Source organism: Bacillus sp. FSL P4-0248, from assembly GCF_038593305.1.
Taxonomy (GTDB): domain Bacteria; phylum Bacillota; class Bacilli; order Bacillales; family Bacillaceae; genus Bacillus; species Bacillus safensis.
In genome coordinates, this window is the sequence record NZ_CP151983.1 from 3367074 (window position 1) to 3389687 (window position 22614).

The 22614-nt window shown below is 41.5% G+C and carries 25 protein-coding genes and 1 pseudogene; 7 read left to right on the forward strand and 19 right to left on the reverse strand.

The window, feature by feature from the left end; all coding sequences use genetic code 11:
• Positions 1 to 21: 21 nt before the first annotated feature.
• The 17 genes and pseudogenes from NST65_RS17355 to pta form a co-directional block, all read right to left on the reverse strand.
• Positions 22 to 255, reverse strand: a complete 234-nt coding sequence (locus tag NST65_RS17355; RefSeq protein WP_024426379.1) for a DUF5970 family protein — start codon at positions 253 to 255, stop codon at positions 22 to 24.
• Positions 252 to 2528 carry a glycosyltransferase gene (locus tag NST65_RS17360; RefSeq protein ID WP_111926890.1) on the reverse strand — a complete coding sequence of 759 codons (2277 nt, stop codon included), beginning with the start codon at positions 2526 to 2528 and terminating at the stop codon, positions 252 to 254. Before NST65_RS17360 ends, NST65_RS17355 begins: the two co-directional genes overlap by 4 nt.
• Positions 2529 to 2647: 119 nt before the next feature.
• A pseudogene (locus tag NST65_RS17365) lies at positions 2648 to 3131 on the reverse strand (tetratricopeptide repeat protein).
• A gap of 40 nt (positions 3132 to 3171) precedes the next feature.
• Positions 3172 to 4017, reverse strand: a complete 846-nt coding sequence (locus tag NST65_RS17370; RefSeq protein ID WP_111926892.1) for a biotin/lipoate A/B protein ligase family protein — start codon at positions 4015 to 4017, stop codon at positions 3172 to 3174.
• 126 nt (positions 4018 to 4143) lie between these two features.
• The gene (locus NST65_RS17375; RefSeq protein WP_258521769.1) at positions 4144 to 4557 is read right to left on the reverse strand and encodes an SMI1/KNR4 family protein; all 414 of its coding nucleotides are present in this window, start codon (positions 4555 to 4557) and stop codon (positions 4144 to 4146) included.
• Between the two features lies 1 nt (position 4558).
• A complete protein-coding gene (locus tag NST65_RS17380; RefSeq protein WP_111927021.1) occupies positions 4559 to 4828 on the reverse strand; it encodes a hypothetical protein in 270 nt (89 codons plus the stop codon).
• Positions 4829 to 4897: 69 nt separating this feature from the next.
• Positions 4898 to 5170: a hypothetical protein gene (locus tag NST65_RS17385; protein WP_034281259.1), complete on the reverse strand. Its 273-nt coding sequence runs from the start codon at positions 5168 to 5170 to the stop codon at positions 4898 to 4900.
• Between the two features lie 221 nt (positions 5171 to 5391).
• Positions 5392 to 5724: a hypothetical protein gene (locus NST65_RS17390; protein WP_111926894.1), complete on the reverse strand. Its 333-nt coding sequence runs from the start codon at positions 5722 to 5724 to the stop codon at positions 5392 to 5394.
• A gap of 22 nt (positions 5725 to 5746) precedes the next feature.
• A complete protein-coding gene (locus NST65_RS17395; RefSeq protein WP_111926896.1) occupies positions 5747 to 7441 on the reverse strand; it encodes a T7SS effector LXG polymorphic toxin in 1695 nt (564 codons plus the stop codon).
• A gap of 11 nt (positions 7442 to 7452) precedes the next feature.
• Positions 7453 to 7731, reverse strand: coding sequence for a YwqI/YxiC family protein (locus NST65_RS17400; protein ID WP_046312888.1), 279 nt, complete (start codon positions 7729 to 7731; stop codon positions 7453 to 7455).
• A gap of 3 nt (positions 7732 to 7734) precedes the next feature.
• Positions 7735 to 8133 (reverse strand): DUF5082 family protein, encoded by a 399-nt coding sequence (locus tag NST65_RS17405; protein WP_034281454.1) that lies wholly within the window; start codon positions 8131 to 8133, stop codon positions 7735 to 7737.
• A 175-nt stretch (positions 8134 to 8308) separates the two neighbouring features.
• Positions 8309 to 8575 (reverse strand): hypothetical protein, encoded by a 267-nt coding sequence (locus NST65_RS17410; protein ID WP_041115477.1) that lies wholly within the window; start codon positions 8573 to 8575, stop codon positions 8309 to 8311.
• A gap of 13 nt (positions 8576 to 8588) precedes the next feature.
• Entirely contained in the window at positions 8589 to 9923 is a 1335-nt protein-coding gene (locus NST65_RS17415) for a TRAP transporter large permease subunit (RefSeq protein WP_041115475.1), read from the reverse strand.
• A 43-nt stretch (positions 9924 to 9966) separates the two neighbouring features.
• The gene (locus NST65_RS17420) at positions 9967 to 10845 is read right to left on the reverse strand and encodes a prephenate dehydrogenase/arogenate dehydrogenase family protein (protein ID WP_111926898.1); all 879 of its coding nucleotides are present in this window, start codon (positions 10843 to 10845) and stop codon (positions 9967 to 9969) included.
• A gap of 11 nt (positions 10846 to 10856) precedes the next feature.
• Positions 10857 to 11528 carry an RraA family protein gene (locus NST65_RS17425; protein ID WP_111926900.1) on the reverse strand — a complete coding sequence of 224 codons (672 nt, stop codon included), beginning with the start codon at positions 11526 to 11528 and terminating at the stop codon, positions 10857 to 10859.
• A gap of 149 nt (positions 11529 to 11677) precedes the next feature.
• Positions 11678 to 12529 carry a MurR/RpiR family transcriptional regulator gene (locus NST65_RS17430; protein ID WP_041115469.1) on the reverse strand — a complete coding sequence of 284 codons (852 nt, stop codon included), beginning with the start codon at positions 12527 to 12529 and terminating at the stop codon, positions 11678 to 11680.
• Between the two features lie 130 nt (positions 12530 to 12659).
• Positions 12660 to 13631, reverse strand: a complete 972-nt coding sequence (gene pta / locus NST65_RS17435) for a phosphate acetyltransferase (protein WP_024423792.1) — start codon at positions 13629 to 13631, stop codon at positions 12660 to 12662.
• Positions 13632 to 13871: 240 nt separating this feature from the next.
• Here pta and hemQ point away from each other — a divergent pair, with 240 nt between their 5' ends.
• Positions 13872 to 14642: a hydrogen peroxide-dependent heme synthase gene (hemQ, locus tag NST65_RS17440; RefSeq protein ID WP_034281267.1), complete on the forward strand. Its 771-nt coding sequence runs from the start codon at positions 13872 to 13874 to the stop codon at positions 14640 to 14642.
• A gap of 140 nt (positions 14643 to 14782) precedes the next feature.
• On the opposite strand, the gene NST65_RS17445 is transcribed toward hemQ, so the two are convergent.
• Both NST65_RS17445 and NST65_RS17450 read right to left on the reverse strand, forming a co-directional pair.
• The gene (locus tag NST65_RS17445; RefSeq protein ID WP_041115467.1) at positions 14783 to 15751 is read right to left on the reverse strand and encodes an alpha/beta hydrolase family protein; all 969 of its coding nucleotides are present in this window, start codon (positions 15749 to 15751) and stop codon (positions 14783 to 14785) included.
• A gap of 124 nt (positions 15752 to 15875) precedes the next feature.
• Complete coding sequence (locus NST65_RS17450; protein WP_041115465.1) at positions 15876 to 16355, reverse strand: Lrp/AsnC family transcriptional regulator; 480 nt, start codon at positions 16353 to 16355, stop codon at positions 15876 to 15878.
• A gap of 145 nt (positions 16356 to 16500) precedes the next feature.
• Between NST65_RS17450 and NST65_RS17455 the strand changes: the two genes are divergently transcribed.
• The 6 genes from NST65_RS17455 (at position 16501) to NST65_RS17480 (ending at position 22604) form a co-directional block, all read left to right on the forward strand.
• Positions 16501 to 17733 carry an MFS transporter gene (locus NST65_RS17455; protein WP_041115461.1) on the forward strand — a complete coding sequence of 411 codons (1233 nt, stop codon included), beginning with the start codon at positions 16501 to 16503 and terminating at the stop codon, positions 17731 to 17733.
• A gap of 154 nt (positions 17734 to 17887) precedes the next feature.
• Positions 17888 to 18490, forward strand: coding sequence for a bacilysin biosynthesis protein BacA (locus tag NST65_RS17460; RefSeq protein ID WP_024423797.1), 603 nt, complete (start codon positions 17888 to 17890; stop codon positions 18488 to 18490).
• A 1-nt stretch (position 18491) separates the two neighbouring features.
• On the forward strand, positions 18492 to 19199 hold the full coding sequence (locus NST65_RS17465; protein WP_041115460.1) for a cupin domain-containing protein: 708 nt from the start codon (positions 18492 to 18494) through the stop codon (positions 19197 to 19199).
• Entirely contained in the window at positions 19196 to 19957 is a 762-nt protein-coding gene (locus NST65_RS17470) for a glucose 1-dehydrogenase (protein WP_034281272.1), read from the forward strand. Before NST65_RS17465 ends, NST65_RS17470 begins: the two co-directional genes overlap by 4 nt.
• Positions 19958 to 19972: 15 nt before the next feature.
• The gene (locus NST65_RS17475) at positions 19973 to 21394 is read left to right on the forward strand and encodes an ATP-grasp domain-containing protein (RefSeq protein ID WP_041115458.1); all 1422 of its coding nucleotides are present in this window, start codon (positions 19973 to 19975) and stop codon (positions 21392 to 21394) included.
• A gap of 16 nt (positions 21395 to 21410) precedes the next feature.
• Positions 21411 to 22604: a pyridoxal phosphate-dependent aminotransferase gene (locus NST65_RS17480; RefSeq protein WP_041115456.1), complete on the forward strand. Its 1194-nt coding sequence runs from the start codon at positions 21411 to 21413 to the stop codon at positions 22602 to 22604.
• Positions 22605 to 22614: the final 10 nt, after the last annotated feature.

Genomic DNA, 22614 nt, shown 5'->3' on the forward strand with positions numbered 1-22614 from the left:
CCCGCCTCGGGAAGCACTTTTTTAAATGCCCAAAAATAGCATCACACTAAAAAGGACATTGATCAAAAACACAAACATAAAAATATACCTGACCTGCCTTACCTGAAAATCACCAAACATAAAAATATAAAGACCTGCAATGCCAAGTGTCAGGACAGGCTGAAGAAATGGCACTAAAAGCGAAATGCCGTAGCCGGCTCCCATGATGACAGGAAGCCATAGTAAATAGAGGTAACCGCCGTTTTTGGATTTCAAGAAACCACTTCCTCTCTTTCTTCTATCTGCTTGATTTCAGGCTGAACAAACTTGAGTCCGGCCATTGTGCGGCCGCGTTTTTGTGATGTCCAGACTGCAATCGCCGGCTGATCTGTGAGAGATTCTGTGTCAATGGTGATCAGCACTTTCTCATGTAATTCAATTGAAGCTTCAGACTCGATTTTGCACCCAGATAAACTAATATCATGTATGTTCACCGGCATCTTCTCTTCTAACCGGCCCTCATAGGACAGCGTGCCTGCCACACCTTGCAACGGTCTTCTCACCCATTTGCGCCGCAAGGCCCTTGGTACTTTCTCCGTTTCTCTTATAAAGCGGAGAAATGTCCGAACAGCATAGGATTTTTTCTCACGATCCGTTATCGATACATGCTCTCGTGTGAATAAGAAACGGATCAATGATAGGTACTCTGATTTTTCTGTATCAGTAAAAGCAACACCAACCATCAGCTTGTCTCCATCTGGATGGCTCCAAACCACATCACACGCCACACTTTGATCCTCTGAAAAGAACAATTGCATTTGTCCTTGATTTAAAGAAGAAGCTTGATCCAATGGAATGGATAGACGCGCACCTGAATCACTCATGTCTAGTAGAAAACAAGCAATCGACTCATCTTGACGATCAGAACAGAGCTGCCCCTCTTTTTCTATGACAAACCGCTCTGATTTTCGATAACGCGGACGATCAAACGCCACAATCAGTGCCATGAATAGACCTGCACCGTTATAAAGCACCCAAAAAATATTAATCAACGTGAGATCAGCATTCATCGTCCCACTTACCTTCATATCGTATCCTATTTTCACAAGGACAAGCAATGAGAGCAGCAAGAAGATCAAATGAGGAATCATCGTTTTTAAATGGAAATGTCTCTTGTCCGTTTGAATTCCCTTCGGCGTGACAAGGAATTCAACCCTCTTCTTCAAAAACAGCTCACTTAAAGCTACACCAGCCAAGTGGAATGCCATAGAGCTTTCGTAAATATGACTCCAAAACATACTTCGTTTTTGATTCGACACCAGTTTAAACGCTAAATACGAACTAAAGAACGCCGGCAGCCAAAACATAAAAATGGACTGGAAATCGGCCCAGAAACTTTGAATACCAAATAATAAAAACAATATTGGTGTAAGAATGTAAATCATTTTAAACAAACCGTTAAACCAATACACAATGCCATCTAAATAAAGAACTCGCTGCATAAGCGTTAAGCCGCGAACCTTCAATGGATTAAACTTACGGGCGCACTGAATGTTCCCTCTCGACCACCGGTCTCTCTGCTTTAACAAGTCAAGCCAGCTTTCAGGTGCCAGACCGACGGCTAATACTTCTCCGACAGACACAGATTTGAACTTCCCTTGGAGAAGCATTCCGGTCGCCATGTCTTCTGTAATCACTCCAGTAGCAAATCCGCCAATTTCCTCTAAGGCCGTTCTTCTAAATACAGTATTACTCCCGACATACATCACCGCATTGAACCGATCCTTACCAGCTTGGAGGGTTTGCATGAAGAAGTCCTGTTCATTTGGAATTCGATCCTTCGAGAACATATTATATTGGAAAGGATCTTCGTTATAAAACGCCTGTGGAACTTGAACAAACGCAGTCGCTCCATCATGAAAGTAAGGCACTGTCTTTTCTAAGAAGGCAGGAAGGGGGACCATATCAGCATCAAGTGTGAGAATCAGTTCCCCATTCGTTTGAGACATCGCATGGTTTAAATTACCCGCCTTAGCAAACTTGTTATCTGTTCTTGTCAGATAATGAACGCCAAACTCAGATGCAAGCTGCTCCACAGACTCCCTCTTGCCATCATCACATAAATAAATGTGGACGCTGCCTTTTGGATAAGACAGATTCAAACAGCCTGCAACAGTGCGTTTCAGCACTTCAATCGGTTCATTATATGTAGCTATGAAAATATCAACTGTTGGCAGTCTGTCCAAATCACTGATCATGACTTGTTTTCGATTTGAAGGCTTCCAAACAAGTGTATAAAACACAAGCAGCTGTAAAAATCCAATACATTCACAGGCTACAAGCAAGATGCCCATTATTATATTAAATGTACCTTCATGCGGCAGTGTAAAAAAGAGACGCCAGCAAATATATGCGGCATTTGTTAACACACAGAGCACAATGATGATTTTTTTAACAGTAGAGGCAAGCGGCTGAATACGATACATCACATACAACACAGACAAAACACAAAGCATAAACAGCGGGTAATACGTGGTGAATATTGACAACAAATTTACCTTCTTTCTTACGCCACAAATGACTATCACATATAAAATTCCATAACAAAGGAGGGGATTCTTTCATCACATTGCCCCTCCAAATCTATTCAAGTAACCAAATCAATATATTATTTCCACAATGTATCTAACTGATTTGAATAAAAATCAATCACTTTCGATAACTTAAAATAGCAGGATCTTTTGTCGTTTCAGTTAAACAGTTCAGTAATATTTCCATTGCTTTGCTATGTTCCTTTAAATTATACAAAGTATGGCATAGAACGTTTGAATGGCTTTGTTGTCCGGATAAGTTTCCATCCCTTTTAGGAATATCTGTTTTGATTTTTCATATACTCCTAAAGTTCTGTATGTACTTCCTAACCCTAGTAAAGCGTCTTCTAGTTCTTCTGAAGACAATCCTAACTCAATCGCCCTTTCATAAAAAAAGACAGCTTGCCTTTCCTCACCTAACAGGTCATAACTCCAGGCACATTGATAATGAATAGAGGCATCGTCTGGATACTCCTCTACAAGATGAGACAGCATTTCATTTGATTCTTGAAGATGTCCACTTTTTCGAAGTTCAATGGCTTTCTCAAGCTTTGTTTTCATCACTTCACCTCTACTCTTTTCAAGATGAAAAGGCTGATGTTTACGAAAACACCTTTTCATTGCGCTCAATCATCCGCGTCATGTTTTTCTCAAATTCCAGCTGTTCTTCTGCGTTCAATCCTGATGCTGTCAGCTGATCACTAAGCTTTTGAAGCTCCTCTAGTAATAAACGCATAAGAAGCGTACAATCAATCGGTTCACCAATTAATTCTGATAAGGATGCCATCGTATCCGGCTGTATATCAGGAAATACTGTCTTCACTTCTTGCCGTTTATCCTTTAAGGCGGCGTCATAAAAACGGCGGATCAAGTCGGCACGTTCACGCCCGCTTCCATCTGCACACAAATAAATTTGCACAGCGACCCCACCGCGTAATCTACGCTGAGAAATGCCTGCAAATTTCTTTCCATTGATACTTAAATCGTAGCTGCCTGGACAATAAGAGCCGACTATTTCATAGGCTTCAATGTCCACATCATACATCGACAGCATCCGGCGGATCAATTCCACCATCGCATCATACCCGCGGTCAATATCAATGCCCTTCTTTTGTTCCGCAAAAATTAAAGACACATTCAGTACACCTTCATCCAGCACCACAGCAAGACCCCCTGAGTTGCGCACAATCACACGATATCCCTCTTCCTCAAGCAGCTTTACGCCATCTTGGAGAAATGGAAGTCTTGTATCCTGAATCCCAAGCACAATCGTATTGTGATGCACCCAAGAACGGGCTGTCGCTGGTGAGAGGCCCTTCCCCACCGACGCGCAAAGCGTATCATCCATCGCAAAAGATTGCTTCGGGTCCACATAGAGACCAAGACTCGACTGATCGATGATTCGCCATTTTGGCTGTGTCAGTAACTCAATAGGTTCATTTTTCATCTCCTGCATATCCTCTCGTTCATAAACTGTGTTTATTATACCATGGGATGAATGGGGGGAGAATGCAAAAAAGCTCTATGACATTTGGCGTCACAGAGCGTTTCAGTTGGATGATTTGGTTTTCGATTACGCTTCTATGATACAGCCCTCACTCACCCATTTCAGAAAGTTGTCGGTCAGGAGCTCTGCATGCTGAGGGTCCATTACACCAGCATCCACGATCCATACCTTTTTCTCCTCTTCAGCCAGCCGCATGAGAAATACTTGCCCGCCGCCATCGTCGCCAATTGCCACATAGCCGCTTGCATATTGCTGAACCTCCCATGTTGCATTGCGTTCCGCCATGTCCTCCGTACCGTATAGAAGCACCTCACCGCCAATGGAACATCCATTTGTCTGTTTCAGCAGTTCCTTATAAACATGGGGCAGCAGCATGTTTAGCTGGGATTCTGCCTCTTTGATATGTATGTCACTTGCTGGTTTATTCACGTGCAGATGTGGGATTTGAGGTAAATTGAGCATTTTAAGAGCCTCCTCTATTTTAAGTTGCTGATTTTTTCATCACCCTTTTATACAAACGAAGGAGCATTTTTAAAAGAAAATAGAAAATGACCACGTCAAGTATAAAACCCCACACTAGAAATTCAAAAGTATGATGTCCGTGCAGAACTAGCCAATCAATAGGGAAACCGCGATAATCAGCATCTGAGTAAGAAACTCCTCTCAGCAAAGCTGTTCCTATAACAATCAGAACACTGATACTTAATAGCCAGTTGGATGTTTTTTTGTTTTTGTGTTGTTTATGTTCCATATGCATTCCTTTCTCTGTTTTGCTGCCCGATACAAGACTTGATTCCAGTACTACAGACAACCTTCCTATCTATGACAGCATTTCTTTAAGCAAACTCTCTGCTTTATGTAATTCATCTAGAAAGGGGTTTAGATAGTCATTATAACTATCCAAATAAGCTCTCACCCCGCCAATGATCATAATCTTTTGGAGATCTTCATTGTTCTGAATGATCCTTTGTGCATTTTTATATCTTTTGTATATTAATTGGAGAACACCTTGATTGATTTCTTGTGGATATTCTTTTTCTAGGATGTTGATGACGGTTTGGATTTGTTTCGTTAGTTGTTGTTTTTTGTTCATTGAACGCTCCTATTTTCAAGGTTTTATTTAAATCATTCAATGGTACTTTACTGTTAATAATATTTATTGAGCTTTGATGATACACATGCGCTATCATATTTCAGCCCAAACTGCCCCAGTTATGAACCTACAGAAACCGGTTTTGCCAACGATCAACTTGAAGCATATTTCGCTAACTCATAAATAATAAAAAGGCCCTCTTACCGAGGGCTTGTCAATTGTTACTCATCTGCCAATTCCCATACTATTTGACCATCTACCAAAATCTTATTTGGTGGATCATCATAAAGAGATATCTCAACTAAAGAGCTTTTCTCTTGAATTAACCAATCGTATACACTGCCACTGTTTTCATTAGGATGAGATAGAATATCATTTACTTGGAAAGCGGCAGCAATATATTCCGTAAAATTAATATCCTCTTCATCTAACATGTTATCTGTTTCAAAAACTGTATCTAGTCTTCCTAAGATTTTCAATCCACTATTCCATTCCAATATTATATCTTTTTTTTCATACTTTATTAATGTTCCAATCAAAGGATCATAACCCATTTTTTACCTCCAATTCACCATACTAAGGCCTCGCTGGTACGATATGAGCACCATCTTTCCCATAATGTATCATTCCCTTAGTAGTCTCTTCATACTTTCCAGTATCAATATTATAGTATTTTCCTATCGCTTGGCCAAAGTCTATCCTTTCTTTATTCTTACCCAATTCTTTGCCTGTCCCTGCATATTTATCCAGCAATTCCTGTGCCTTTTTATTATCTCCGTAAAAAATGCTTTTCTTTTTTCCATTTGCTACTTCTTGCTTATAATTTGGTGTTTCTGGAATATGTTTTTCTTGAGCTCCTGATTTTACTTTTGCAGGGAAACCATTTACTTCACGGTACGGTCCTTTTGGTACGGATTGTTTACCGTAAGTAGGTGTTTTAACCCTCATCACATTCTTCCCTTGATCCAACCTAAAAACATATTTCCCAACCTTCACTATCTTCGTCATTGGGATGATAGAGGCTGCGGATAGGGCTTGGTCTGTTCTGCTGATGTTTTGGCTGGTTTCTGGGTCTTTGCCAGTAACGGCTCGGTAGCCGTCGTAGATGCCGCTGTATTCTAGGATGATATTTTCGGTGGTTGAGACGACTTCACCGTCTAATATGCGTTTAGCGTTGCCACGGCTGCGGCTTTCTGGAATTTTGTCGACTTCTTCTATTCTTATTTCGCCGTTTGCGATATACGTTCGGATGATTTGTTTATTGGCGTAAACGGTGTATCGTCCGCCAATAAAATCAATATCCGACGGGTCCGTGACGACTTCATCTGCGATGTCGAATTCTTTTAACTTTTTAATGCCTTTTACGTTGTATAGTCTACCATTTATGACCCTGATGTCTCTATGAATCTTGTTTTTCCCGTTCACGGCTTCCCTTTGCAATGTCGTAAGCGATGGATCGTTTGCTGACACTTGTTTACTGATGTTTTTATAGGTGTCATTCCGAACAACCGTCTCCACATTCGCGTGTTGTTTCTCTTTCAGTTTCTTCAGCATGATCATCATTGGATTGTCTTTTGGGTTGTCTATTTTATCCTTCAATCCACTGATGGTGCTGCTTACTTTTTCTTCTTTTTCATCTTTGAAAATAGATCCCTTTTGATAGCTCGTGATGTCGATTTTTGGGCCGGTGAACATGGGACTTAAGGTATCGATGTATTGCTTCATTGTTTGAAGGGAGCTTTTGGTTTCATGTAAAGCACTTGTCTGCTCCCGGTCAAATGCATGAAGCAGACCAATGGTTTTTGAGGTCTCGAGCCATGCCTTTTGATAGTTTTGCTGAAAAGCTGATTCATCTACATTTGGTAAATGAACAATATGACCAACTCTGCCAATGGCGTGGTTTACCTCTGATACGATTTCAGAAATTGTTCGTTCAGCTTTTTTTAAGCCTTGATCAAGATCATGTTCGATAAATGCTTGTGAGATAAATCCGTGCTCATTTGATTCTAATGCGTGAAGAGCCTGCTTTGTGTTTTTTAATGCAGCGCTATATTCCTCAATGACGACCTGAAAGAATTGCAGAAAGGGAATATGGCATTCTGTATAAAAGGCGCGGATGGCTTGTCCCGCCTCTCCCTTTAGTGCGCCATCGAGTGAGATGATGTGATTGATTTGTTTTTCTAGGGAGCTGATTTGCTGCGACTGCTGCTTTAACGCATTCAGCGTTTGATCTATTCCGTTTATTAGCACAAAGGCGTCAAGGGTTTTCATTGCGTTCTCCTTTATTTTCTTTTACTGCTGAAAGCAAGCGCCTTGTCCGTTTCAATCATGGTGTTCACCGCTTGTTCTGTTTGTACAAGCTGTTTCTGAAGAATGCCTATATAGGATGTACTTAATTCGTTCAGCTGATGATTGATCTTTTCTATTGTGTCTGCCGTCAGGAGCTGATTTCTCCCTTTGATGGTGGTTGGAAGGGCTGTATTCATTTGAGCGCCTGATTGTTTTGCATGCTGTAATACTCGTTTGATCTGACTGGCATCTATTTTAATTTCTCTCGTCATGTGCTACCCTCTTTTTTCTTCCAGTTGTTTCTGCTTTTCTTTCTCTATTTTTCTTTCAACCGAATGAATTTCATGTTCTAACGAATGGATCTCCGATGTTAAATCACTGATTTTCTCATTGATTCGATTTAATAGATTGGTTAGCTGTACACCTTTTATTTCCTGACTGGCGGAAGCCATTTCGTCTCGAATGTCATTAAACGTATCTGCAAGATGGCCAAACCATGTATGTGATGTCAGATCTGGATGAGTGATTTTTTTGCTGGCATCTGACAGGGCCCATTTTGCCTCTTTGATTTCTTTTCGGCACATGTTGAGTTCGATGATTTGTTCTTTTTTGATAGATATATCTGCCTTTAATGAATACAAGGCTGCTTTATAACCGATGATTGCTCCAGATATGGTCAAACACCTCTATTCCTTAAATAGTCCTCCGTTATGTTACCATTTACTAGCACAAGAGGCATATGATTGAAAGTGAATTTACCAAAAAATGAATCGTACGTATTGGGTTTTAATACCTAATTCTCGCGCGCAAAAAAGCTGGATTCATTTACTGAATCCAGCTTTTTATTGCTTATTTGAGCGATTCACCTGCTGATGCAGATGGATGATCGCTAAATGAGGTGTCTTTCTTTTCAGGAATATAATGGAGAGAGAAACCAACAAGACTAAAAAAGGCGCTTAACACCAGTGTTGGGTTTTTGAATAGGTTCGTACTTGCAATAATCATATCTCCCTTTTGCAAAAGAATCCCTAGTATTTGACCGAATACCAACAGGGCTCCTGACGTTAAGAACAGGACAAGCAGCACTTTAAATAAAAATTCCATCAATGCTCTCATGTGTTTCTCCTTTCTATACTGGAAGTATTCCCATTCCGATGAGCCAGCCAATTCCTACGATCGGCAGCATATAGTAGAGAATCAGCGGTATAAACGTTTTCTCCGGTCTGGCTCCTGCAAGACCAGAAGCAATGAAAATCGATCCTGATGCCGGCGGGGAAGCGCCTTCTGTTGATGAAAAAGCAAGAATGGCGACAACAGCCACAACTGGATCCACTCCGACTGAGACTAAAGCTGAAAATGAGACAAGTCCAACAGCTGTTAATGTGGCTGTAGAAGATAATGGTCCAGCCACCAGCGTGACAAGAATACCCACAATGAGCACCATGAGCCATTTCGGAATGGTCAGTACTGATGTGATTTGCGTCAAATCTTCTGCCAATCCTAATTCAGCAAGCACCTGACTAGCAGCAACAGCAAACAGCATCAAGGCACCGATCGTTGTAAACTTAGGAATGGCCGACTTGAAAAACTGCGACCAATCTAGTGCAGACGCCTTTTTTCTTCCAATTGTTAAACTAATCAACATCATGAGAATCGGAATCCACGTAATTAAAGAAATTTGATCCATTGCCTCTGGTCCGATGTTTGGATTACTTTTTAAGTAGTTTGCCAGCGGACCTATTGTGATAATGATAGGAATCAAGGCACCGAAAAAAATAAAGATCGATTTCCACCCTTGTTTCACAGCTTCCCTAAAAGGAAGAATATCATCTGGCGGCATGGCCTGAATTTTATTCTTTTTCACCAGAATATACACCAAAATAAATCGGTATACGACTTGATACAGTCCTCCTATTAAAAGCGCAATATATAAATCCCCCTCAGATACAAGGGCTGCAATTGGTGCAAACCCCAGCATGATAAACATGGAAGAATTCGGTGGCAGTGCCGCTCCAAGTCCTCCATTCCCCGCTAAAATAGTCGCTGTATGGGTTCGGCTCCAGCCTGATTTCATCATCCAAGAGGCCGTGATAGAGCCAGTCGCAGCTGTGTTTGCAGAATTTGAACCTGAAAGAGCACCTAAGACTGCTGAACCTAACGTACTCATATAAGCCGCTCCACCAGGAAGTTTTCCTACAACTGAATTTAAGATTCGCAAGAGTGCATGAATTAATTCCAGCTTTTCGATTAAATAGGCCATGAATACAAATGCGACAGCTGCATAGAGCACCTCATATGTGGATGCAAATTTTAATCCATCCCAGAAAAGTCTTAATGCATCCAATCCGCCAAATAATGTGGTTGCAATAAAGCCTAATAGCATGGCTTCTCCCATATTCCGCTTCACGACGACATTCCATATAATGATGACAGCTATGAATACAATCAACGCAATAAAACCCATATCGTTTTTTCGCCTCCCCTTTGTTCAATAAAACGCTTACAATTTATTTCCCCTGCTGCATCACGTCAATGACTTCTTCCCAGCTGGCCGGCTTTTTCCCATTAAACCGTTCAACGAATTGAAACTCTGCTAATCTCTCTAGCTTCTGTTGTGCTGCCCGAGACATACTGGCATCAACCTCTGCTTCATTCAGCATGTCAATAGAGCCAAGCAGCTCGATCGCTCGTCTTTTCGCATGAAGTGCACTCCCTGTCACAAGACGGTTCATGGTCTCTTCAAAACTTTTGCTATCCATTGTATCGCTTAGTGAAGAAATCACTTGATGTTCCACATTGTACTTTTTTGAAATTTCCAAAAATTCAACCATGAGACCAACGATCCCCTTCATATAAACGCTTCTGATCAGCTTCAAAGCCGAAGCATCTCCTGGCTGGTCACTGATTTTTGTGATATTCATGCCATAAGCATTCATTACTTTCATGAATTGGTCAGTTCCACTGCCGCTTGCCGTGATCGGAACCTTGTGTTTGTTGACTGGAAGAGGCCCTAGCATGGCAGCATCTACGAATAGAGCTTTTTGCTTTTCAATTTCGTTTGCCACTTGTTTTTTGATGTCTGGTGTTGATGCCGATACATCTACATATAATTGATCCTCTTTCAAACTTCCCGATACGGATTGGGCCACTTCTAAGGTTTTATTCGCTGGCACAGCGGCAATGACAATATCAGATTTCTCAATGACTTCGCTAATACTGCTGGTTAATTGAACTCCTGTCTGCGATGCTTTTTCCTTCAACGCGCCAGCCAATTTCTCATTTTGTAATAGTACATCATACGCATAAAATTGATCTAATCCTTCTGTTTTCAATCCTGTTGACAGCTCATATGCCGCTTCTCCATATCCAATAAAGCCTATCTTCATCACAGATTCCCCTATCCCTTATATTTTTTCATTCTGCCTTCCAGCCATGCCGGTGCTAAGAGACTGATGTCTTGCTTTCCTTCGTTCATATACTGTTGAATCGTTTGTAACCTATGATTTTCATACGCTTGTTTCTCTTCCGCTAGCGTCAGCAGGTGTTCCGCCTTTTCCTTTGGAACGATGACGACTCCATCATCGTCTGCAATGACTAAATCACCTGGTGCTACTTTGACACCGCCGCACGAGATGGTTTGATTCAATTCCCCAGGACCATCTTTAAAAGGTCCATTTGGCATAAACCCCTTACTGTAGATCGGAAAAGCCAGCTCCTCTAAAGCGAGTTTGTCGCGAACAAGCCCGTCAATCACGATTCCTTCTATTCCTACAGCCTTTGCTGCCCCTGCCATCAATTCCCCTAAATATGCATGGCCCTTATGGTCTTTTCCATCAACAATCAGTACATCTCCTTCTTTCGCAGAGTAGATCGCTTGATGAAGAAATAAATTATCGCCTGGCCGTAAGCTGACGGTAAAAGCTGTACCTGCTACATTCATGCCTCTTGCAACTGGTTTGATTTGATGATCCATCGCGCCGGTGCATCCCATCACGTCTGACAGCAAGGTCGAGTTAAGCTTTCTTGCCCGATCTATTAGATCATTTGACACGAATTGAACAGTACTCATAGTTTCCATCATCCCCTTTTAGTTATATTCATTACATTTAATCTAATTAAAGTAATATTTATTACTTTTGTGATACGATCATACCATCTCGATTTTATTTAGTAAAGCGCTTTCAAAAAAATCAAATTAAAAAATGAGTCACCACACGACTAATGTGTTGTGTGATAACTCATTTTCGTTAACATATGATTGATTTGATCTAAACGTGGTTTTGTTCTTTCAGGATCATTAATGGCTAAGGCACTTAAAATATAATCTACGATAAAGATAGCAGATACGACAGAGTTATGAGAGCTCACACTTGCTGAGGAACATGGCAATACATATTGTGCATACTTTGTTAGTGGAGAGCTATAGCTGTCTGTAATTAAAAGCACTTCCACCCCATATGACTTCGCTGCCTCCAGCAAATCCTTCATACGCTTTGCATAGCGGGGATAGCTGACCGCTATAATGAAATCATCAGATTGAAAATGAACGAGATCATCCACCCAGTCACTTTTGTCTGCATCAATATATTGACAATTCCCCAACAGCCGATTGATTCCGAGTGACAGATACTCGCCGACAGGTCTTCCGCTTCGAACACTTGTACACAGAACCTGGCGGGAGCTGGCTATTTTTTCAACAATATGCTGAAAGGTTTCTTCCGTGATATTGTCTAAAGCGTACTGGATATTTTGAAATTGCAGCTCAACATGATTATGCAGGAGCTTACTTTTATTTGAATGCTTGAGGTTCGCTTCAAGTCTCGTTTGAGGGGCAGCTTTATGCTTCATATTTGATTGAAGCTCTTTTTGAAGCTCGGAGAAACCGGAATACCCTACAGCAGCAGAGAATCTCATGATGGTCGCTGTACTCGTCCCTACTTTTGAGGCCAATTTATCTACAGTTAAAAACGCAACCTCCATTGGATTTTGCACGATATAATCTGCAATTCTCCTTTGTGCCTCGGTTAATCCCGCGACCTTATGCTGAAGCTTATGTATTAAATCGTCCATTATAGCACCTGCCCATTCTATCGGCTTTATCTACGATCAAAATTTTTTCTTTTCCCCTATATTGTACACATTTGTCATCAAAAAAACAGCCAGCACGAATCTATCGTACTGGCTGCCTTTTTCGAGATCATTATAGTGCTTGAGCTGCTGTGATAAGCGCAAGGTTGTAAACGTCTTCGGCATTACAGCCTCTTGATAGATCGTTTACTGGCTGGTTTAAACCTTGAAGGATAGGACCTACAGCTTCAAAGTTACCTAAGCGCTGTGCAATTTTGTAGCCAATGTTTCCAGCTTCAAGGCTAGGGAAAACAAATACGCTGGCGTCGCCTTTGATGACGGAATCTGGCGCTTTTTTCGCTGCTACTGAAGGAACGAAAGCTGCATCGAATTGGAATTCTCCATCAAGTACAAGCTCAGGTGCCTTTTCTTTTGCAATGCGAACTGCTTCAGATACTTTTTCTGTTTCGTCTGATTTTGCTGAGCCTTTTGTAGAAAAGCTAAGCATTGCCACACGTGGCTCGATATCAAACATTTTTGCTGTGTTTGCACTTTCGATCGCAATTTCAGCTAGATCTTGGCTGTCTGGTGCAATGTTGATTGCGCAATCAGCAAACACGTACTGCTCTTCGCCGCGAGCCATGATGAAGACGCCAGATGTTTTCTTTACGCCTTCTTTTGTTTTAATGATTTGAAGTGCTGGACGCACTGTATCAGCAGTTGAGTGTGCCGCACCGCTCACAAGTCCGTCTGCAAGACCTTTATACACAAGCATTGTACCGAAGTAGTTTTCATCTAGTAATGCTTTTCTTGCTTGCTCTTCTGTTGCTTTGCCTTTACGTCTTTCTACAAAAGCTTGTACAAGCTCTTCAAAACCTTCATATGTATGAGGATCATACACGTCAACACCATCAAGTGTAAGACCTAGTTCTTTTGCTTTAGCTTCAACTTCTTGTTTTTTTCCTACCACAATTGGCTGCAATACTTTGCCATCTGCTAATTTTTGAACGGCTGTTAGAATGCGTTCGTCCATTCCCTCAGGAAAAACGATCTTAACTCCTTTACCTGCAACCTTTTCCTGAACTGTTGAAAAAATATCTGCCACTTCAATACCCTCCTTGATTTTACAAAAAAAGCGTTCTCTTTTAAGCATACTCTTCTTCTACCTAAATTCAAACTACCAACTTACATTATAGCGCTTACAAATTAAATTCTTATTTTTCAAACTAATTTAATCAATTTTGATAAAAGCTGTTTTCCTCGTTCAAGTTTTGATCACATCTCCATTTGGACAAACTATGTTATAGTTGGAACAGATGGAAAACTGTTAATAGGAGTGAAAGAAATGAGCGAACAACATACAACAAATGAAGCAGCTCAAACACTAGATGGCTGGTATGCACTGCATGATTTTAGAACAATCGACTGGACAGCTTGGAAGCTGCTGACAAGTGATGAGCGCCAAGCCATCATTCATGAATTCACAGGTCTATTGGAAAAATGGAAAACAGCTGAGCATGATAAGGCTGGGAGCCAAACAATCTATAGTATTGTCGGCCAAAAAGCAGATATTATGCTCATGATTTTACGTCCGACAATGGAAGAACTAGGTGAAATTGAACTCGAATTCAACAAGACACGGCTAGCAGAGTTTACGATTCCAGCTTATTCTTATGTTTCAGTTGTTGAGCTCAGCAACTACTTAGCAGGAGGCGGCGATGGCGGAGATCCTTATGAGAACCCGCATGTACGTGCTCGCTTATATCCAGAGCTTCCTTCTTCTCAATACGTGTGCTTCTATCCAATGGATAAAAGACGTTCTGGCAATGACAACTGGTACATGCTTTCCATGGATGAGCGTAAATCTCTTATGAGAAGCCACGGCTTAATTGGCCGAAGCTATGCTGGGAAAGTAAAACAGATCATTACAGGTTCTGTTGGTTTTGATGATTATGAGTGGGGCGTTACCCTTTTCTCTGATGATGTGCTTCAATTTAAAAAATTGGTTTATGAAATGCGCTTTGATGAAGTCAGTGCACGCTACGGCGAATTTGGTTCCTTCTTTGTTGGAAACCGATTAGCAAACGAGCAGCTGGCGTCTTATTTCCATGTATGATAAACTCTTAAGGCTTCGGATCTCTCCGAAGCTTTTTTATGTATTTGTTTAGAAAGGTGATCACATCTTCATTTTCAGGATAAGCAAGAAACAAAACTAAACTCATGGCCCACAACAATGCAGTTAGGATGAACATCATTTTATTTCTTTAGCCTGCTTTCAATAAATTGAAGTGTGTCGGCTGCTATTTTATTTCTAGATAGTACAATTCCAGCATGCCCACAACTGTATACGTGCCTTTTAGGTTGATCCCAGCTATTCCACAGAGTATCAGCATCGTTTATGTCGATATACATGTCATATTTTCCTGATATTAAGAGTACATTTTCTTTGTCTACGAGAAGCTTTGCTTTACTAGGGTTCATAATATCCCAAGCTTTGTCGAGTTCTTCATACGTTGTCCCATGTTCCTCCAGATCTCTTCGTATATACTTCCCAGGAAGAGTGTTCCAGATGGAATGCGCAATATTATTCGCATAAAAAACTGATACAATAATATTCACGTCTTTCTCGACTGTTGCTAATAAGTTTGTTAGCCACCCTCCTAAACTAATACCAACTACGATTATGTCCCCACCTTCATTTTCCTTGATCCATTTAATCAGCCCTCTAAGTTCAACAATAGCTTGCTGGGAGGATTGCACGGTTCGACTTATATTGGCGCTAATCATCTGTTCACCAGAATATGTTGAATTTTGTGGTTCCCTATCGAAATGATAAGGCAGCGTGTAGTAATACATATTCCAATCATAATGTTTAACGATCTTATCGTGATAAATCTTCTTGATTCTGTCGTATGAATCCATTCTCCATCCATGTACAAAGATTACATTAGGCTTGTGCTTTGACTCTTTTCGTAAAAACACTTCCCCAGAAACCTTGTCATTCTTATCTACACCAGATTTGATGCTTGAATGAAAAGAAAATATTCCACTTTTTAAGTTTGCTGTATGGTTATCGATGTGAAATTGTAAATCAATTGGATGAGCACTAAAAAAACGATCCCTGTTACCTACGTCAATAGGCAAATGATTATAGTGACTTTCTTTGCTTCTTGTTCTGTGCATATCCATTAATGCTGCGTAATCTATTACCTTTAAAAGCTTCAAAAGAATTAACTCCTTTAATCTCAAATTATTACTATACGAATATTTCAGCATAAAAAGCTGAAAAGAATACAAAGGGCTAAAATAAAAATCATTTTAGCCCTTTGTCAACAATCTGAAAGACTTTTTATTTCACCACTGTTATTTCTGGCTCTTCTATTGGTTTCACACGTTCCTGAATGGGATGGGAAAAAGAGTGCTCTGACAAGACAATATGGGAGACGGTTTTTGTAAATCCAGATACTTCTTGAATAAAGGCTTCAATTTCTTCAAGAGAAGAAACTGACAGCTTAATGAAAAAACAAGACTGACCTGCCACTCGATAAGCAAAAAAGGCGCGTGGATGCTCATTCATAAAAGCCACAAAACGCTGATACTCCCCATTTAACACCGTAACTTCCAGCAGGCAGTCAATCAGAAGCCCTAATTTTTTATAATTGACTTGAACAGAATACCCTTCGATAATCCCTGCATCCTCTAATTTACGCACTCTTTCTGCTACCGCAGGTGCTGATAAATTCACTCGTTTGGACAATTCCCTCATGGATAAGCGGGCATCTTCTCTCAATTCATTTAAAATATGCACATCTACATCGGTGATTTTCATTCGTACCTCTCCTATCCAAAAATCGTTCCATTTGAAAAGTATTTGATGATAATACTTATGATATGAAATGTAAAATAAAACTAAATAATGGTAGAATTTATTTTAACGGAATTGAATGAAAAAGCAAGTATGGAGGGATCACTTGATGAAAGAATCTTTAGACAGCCAGGCTTCTAAAACATTTCCCATCACACTTGCCATCGCACTCACACTTGGCGTTTTTGCTGCGGGATCGGAAGAGCTGGTAATTTCACCACTGCTGCCTGATTTATCAAACTCCTTTCAGCACTCTCTTGATATTCTCGCTCTTTCCATCAGCATTTATGGGTTAGCTGTGCTGGTTGGAGCTCCGCTGCTCGTTCCTTTAGGGGACCGGTATTCAAGAGAGCTGTGTTTGATTATTGGGCTGTCTTTCTTTTTGGTTGGCACAGTGATGTGTGCTGCTGCCCCAAATTTGGCCGTGTTTTTTGCAGGCCGTGCTATTTCTGGGCTGGCGACTGGTGTATTTGTGCCAACAGCCTATGCTCTTGTGGGCGACCGGGTTCCATACGAGTATCGCGGCAAAGTGATGGGGCTCATTGTATCGAGTTGGTCTCTTTCTCTTGTCCTTGGTGTGCCCATTGGCGCCTTTATCGGTCAAAGTTTGAACTGGCGCTGGACATTTTGGATTTTCGCCATGATGAGTCTCGTTGTCTTGCTGCTCGTCATCCTTGAATCTCGAAAACAAGTCACAACAGCTGCTCCAAAGGCACCTCAAACTAGGGAGAAATCAGGCTCTTTATGGGGGGCTTTGAAAATCGACCGAGTCCCTGCCTATTTGACCGTGACATTTTGTAACATGCTTGGATTTTATGGCATGTACTCATTTTTAGGGGCTTACCTGCAAAGTCTGTTTTCCGGGGGGCAATCAACAGCTGGACTTCTAATCATGGCTTATGGTGTTGGCTTTTCCATGAGTATGTTTACTGGGAAATTAGCAGATTGGTTTGGCAAAACACGTTCACTTTTCTTTGTGCTGGGCGGCATTACGCTTGTTCTTGCCTTACTTCCTTATGCACCGTTCTCATGGACATTGCTCATTTTTGCTTTATTTATTTGGGGTGCCATGCAAAGTTTATCTGTCACGCTTTTGAGCACCGTCCTGAGCGACTGCTCCCAGACCCACCGAGGCAAAGTGATGGCTTTTTACAGCCTTGCTTCCAATCTTGCCGTAATGCTTGGATCAGCTCTGATGGGACCTGTTTATGTCCATTTCGGCTATCATACAGTAGGGCTTGTATGTGCACTCATTACGCTTGTTGGTTTTCTCATCAGCTTCGTCAGCTATAAACGTGAAAAAACCTTACAGCAGAAACATAAAAACACATTTGAAACGTGAGCTCATTTCACTGCACATCTCGATATGTGCAGTTTTTTAGATCAATTTTTAATATCATCATAAAATACATTTTTTATAAATTTTGTTGACAATTACCAATTTTATTTTTTATAATCTAGTAAAAATTTGAAAAAGATTGGATGGTAAGGTAAACATGATCTTAAAGAATGATGTTTTTCATTTCAAAGAAGAGCCCATCGTTTCACCTAAGATGTTTACAGTCAATACATTAGGCCCTAAGGGGACAAGCAGTGAATATGCAGCAAAACATTTCATCTCTCATTCCACCACTACACTCGGCACTCATACGAAACTATCCCTTTACGACACATTCGAAACTTGCATTGAACATACTCTCTCTAACGCACTCCAATACACTCTCGTTCCACACGCATACGAAGGAATTAAACACTTCTACATGAGACCTGACCTGCAGCTTTTACAAATATTCAGATGTGACACGCCCATGTATGGTTTGGCTGTCAGACCAGATTTCCCCTTTCAAGAACAAATGCTTCACCATTTAAAAATTGTTTCTCATCCTGCACCTGTGAATTTGATTCAATATTTTATTCATCAAAATGCTGAATTTGAGCTTGTCAATTCTACAAGTACAGCCGCACAAAAAGTCAGAGACGGCGAATTTGATTTCGCTTTAACCAATGAAGTGGCAAGAGCTACATACGGGCTCACCTTCATTCGAACATTTAAAAGCATTCCTATGAGCTGGTCTATATTCGGAAAAGGAGAGATGTAACATGACAACTGAACAAAAGGTGCAAGAATTATATTTTCCTCAAGCGAAAAAACGAGAATGGGATAATGGTGTCATCCAATATTCTACTGTCAGAGGCGATACGGAAGTGTTAATTTCACACGTCCCTCCTCACACGATCATCGAACCTCACGAGCATCCAGAAGCACAAATCGGCATCGTATTAAAAGGCGAGCTTCAAATGACGGTCGGCCAATCGACCCAATTGCTCACCCCATTAGAATCAGCCTATATTGCACCACCATTCGTTCCTCACGGCGCATCGAATCTGACAGATGAAGAAGTGATCGCCATTGATATTAAGAGATTGAAAGATGGAGAGGAATATACGGCTCCTCCTACTTATTTCTTAGATATTTTCAAAACGCGTGATTTACTTCCTGGCATGGAAGTGACTTTTTTTGTGGAGGACTGGATGGAGCTTATGATTGCCAACATTCCGGGAAATGGCGGGGAAATGCCTTTTCATAAGCACCGTAATGAACAAATCGGGATTTGCATTAGCGGTGGGTACGATATGACGATTGAAGGCTTTACAGAAAAGATGGAATTTGGCACGACCTACTTCTGTGATCCAAAAGAAGATCACGGCGCCATTAATCCAAAGCCAGAAGCATCAAAGTCTATTAATCTCTTCTTCCCTCCGCGCTATAACCGCTTAAAGCCAAAAGCGTCTAAGGTGAAGAAATGAACATTGCCGGAAAAGTCGTCCTGATTACAGGAGGTGCGTCTGGGATTGGGCTTGCCGCCGTCAAGCTTTTCCTTGAGCACGGAGCAAAAGTAGCAGTGGCTGATATCAATGAAGATAGCGGTAAACAACTCATTGAATCATTGCCTCATGAACATGCTGCGTTTTTCAAAACAGATATTACGAATGAGTCTGACTGTCAAAAAACCGTTCAATCCGTGCTGAGCCAATTCGGGACAATTGATGTTTTGATTAACAATGCAGGCATCGAAATTGTCTCACCTATTCACGAGATGACACTGGAGGATTGGAACCACATTCTACAGGTCAACCTGACTGGTGTATTTCTTATGAGTAAGCATACATTGCCGCATATGCTTGAAAAGAAAAGCGGAAGTATTATTAATACTGGATCTGTCGGAGGTCTCGTTGGCTGGCCTGACATTCCTGCATACAACGCAACGAAGGGCGGTGTCATCCAGCTCACCAAATCGATGGCGATCGACTATGCCGCTCATCAAATCAGGGTGAATTGTATCGCACCAGGCATCATTGATACACCATTAAATGAAAAATCCTTTTTAGACAATCATTCAGAAAGTCTTGAGGTTGTTAAAAAGGAAAAAGCAAAGGTGAATCCCTTGCTTCGTCTCGGAAAACCTGAAGAAATTGCGGGCGTGATGCTGTTTCTCGCCTCTGATCTATCCAGCTATATGACTGGAAGTGTTGTCACAGCAGATGGCGGATACACCGCTAGATAAAAAGGAGTGCTTTCATTGAGTAAAAAAACCGTACTTGTCATTGCTGACTTAGGAGGATGCCCGCCCCATATGTTTTATGAAAGCGTGGCGGCATCTTATCATATCGTTTCTTATATCCCTAGACCCTTTGCCATTACAAAGGGTCACGCTGAACTAATCGAAAAATACTCCATTGCCGTCATCAAAGATCGTGATTATTTTGAGACACATCCTTCTTTTGAACACCCTGATTCTATTTACTGGGCACATGATGATTATCTGAAATCAGAGGAAGAGGTGGTGGATGACCTAGTCCGTGTGGCTTCCTTTTTCAAAGCTGATGCCATCACCACCAATAATGAATTATTCATTGCACCAATGGCAAAAGCTGCTGAGCGGCTGGGGCTGCGCGGCGCTGGGGTAAAAGCAGCTGAAATGGCACGTGATAAAAGCCAAATGAGAGCTGCATTCAACGCTGCTGGTGTCAAAGCGGTGAAAACTCAGCCTGTCACGACTTTAGCTGATTTCCAGCAAGCTATTGAACAGATCGGGACACCGCTTATTTTAAAGCCTACATATTTAGCAAGCTCCATTGGCGTGACCCTTTTTCACGACAGAGCCGGCAGTGATGATCTCTTTTTAAACGTACAATCCTACTTGCAAACGATTCCCGTCCCAAACGCTGTGACATATGAAGCACCATTTGTCGCTGAAACGTATTTAGAGGGTGCTTACGAGGATTGGTATCAGGAGGGTGGCTATTCTGATTATGTCAGTGTAGAAGGGTTAGTCGTGGAGGGAGAATATATCCCTTTTGTCATACATGACAAGACCCCTCAAATCGGTTTTACAGAAACGGCTCATATTACTCCCTCGATCCTAGACAATGAAGCCCAGCAAATCATTATTGAGGCAGCTAAGAAGGCAAATGAAGGGCTGGGCCTTGAAAACTGTGCGACCCATACAGAGATCAAGCTCATGAAAAATCGAGAAGCAGGACTGATCGAATCCGCAGCTAGATTTGCTGGCTGGAATATGATTCCGAATATCAAAAAAGTGTTTGGGGTGGATATGGCAAAGCTGCTGATCGATGTATTAGTCGATGGTAAAAAAGCGGAGCTGCCAAAAGAGCTGCTTTCTGGACATACGCATTATATAGCAGACTGCCATTTATACCCTCAGCATTTCAAAGAAAGCGGACACATACCGGCAGAGGCCACACACATCACCATTGATCATATCCATATTCCGCAGGATGCTTTAGTTGGAGATACTGTGATCGTCAGTGAATCTGTCCCGTCCAAAGGCACCTTTGTCGATCTATCTTTATTTGAAGCCTTTAATGGCATCGTGTCGCTTGAGTTAAAAGGGTCATCCTCACAGGATGTTGCAGCATCCATCCGCAACTTACAGAAACAAGCTGCCCTTCATTTAATGGATGAATTAGTCAAGGGATAGAAAGAGAGGGTACGTGATGGAGATCTTACCATCTAACATAATGAAACGGCTGCCAGAACAGAAATTTGGAACCGTATTTGAGAAAATTGCGCAAAAAGCACAAAACGGAGCGAACATCATAAACCTTGGTCAGGGAAATCCCGATCTTCCTACTCCTGCACATATCGTAAGCGCCCTTCAAGAGGCGGCAGGCACTTTGCAGTTTCAGCAATATGCACCTTTCAGAGGCTTCGACTTTTTCAAGCAAGCCATTGCAGATTTCTACAAAAAGGAGTTCGGCCCTGAGATAGACCCACAGAAAGAGGTTGCTCTTTTCAATGGAGGGAAAACAGGCCTTTATGTCATGAGTCAGTGTCTTCTTGACCCTGGGGACGTTGCCCTCGTCCCCGATCCAGGATACCCAGAATATCATTCTGGGATCTTGATGGCAGACGCAAAGCCCTACTGCATCAAACTTGAATCGAAAAATGGCTATTTGCCGAATCTCTCTTCAATTGATCCGGAGGTACTCAAAAAGGCAAAGGTTCTTTTCTTAAATTATCCGAATAACCCAACAGGTGCTGTGGCAAATGATGCATTTTTTGAAGAGACTGCTGATTTTGCATCAGCTCACGGACTGCATGTCATTCATGATTTTGCCTATGGTTCATTTCATTATGAACAAAAACCCGTAAGCTTTCTGAACGCTCCTCTTGGGAAAAGCGTAGGAGTGGAATTATATTCTCTATCCAAAACATTTAATATGGCAGGATGGAGAGTCGCTTTTGCTGTAGGTAATGAGGACATCATCCAAGCCATTAACGCCTTCCAAGATCATGTGTTTGTCAGTATGTATGGCGGATTTCAACAAGCTGCAACTGTCGCCTTGCAAAGTGATGACCGTCACATACAATCATTAAAAGAGGTCTACCTTGAACGAATTCACTTTTTCATCCGTCAGGCAGAAAAGCAGCTAGGATGGTCCATCGAACGTCCAGCTGGCGCCTTTTATTTATGGGCTCCAATCCCTGATGATTTTGAACATTCTCATGCATTTGCTGACTATTTACTCGAACATACTGATGTCGTTGTCACGCCGGGGGGTGTGTTTGGAGCACATGGTAGGCGTCATGTCCGCATCTCAATGGTTGCTCCAATTGAACAGCTTGCCCTGTTTATCGACCGGCTTCGCATCCTTCCAATTCGCTTTAATCAAAAAACCCGCATATAGCGGGTTTTTG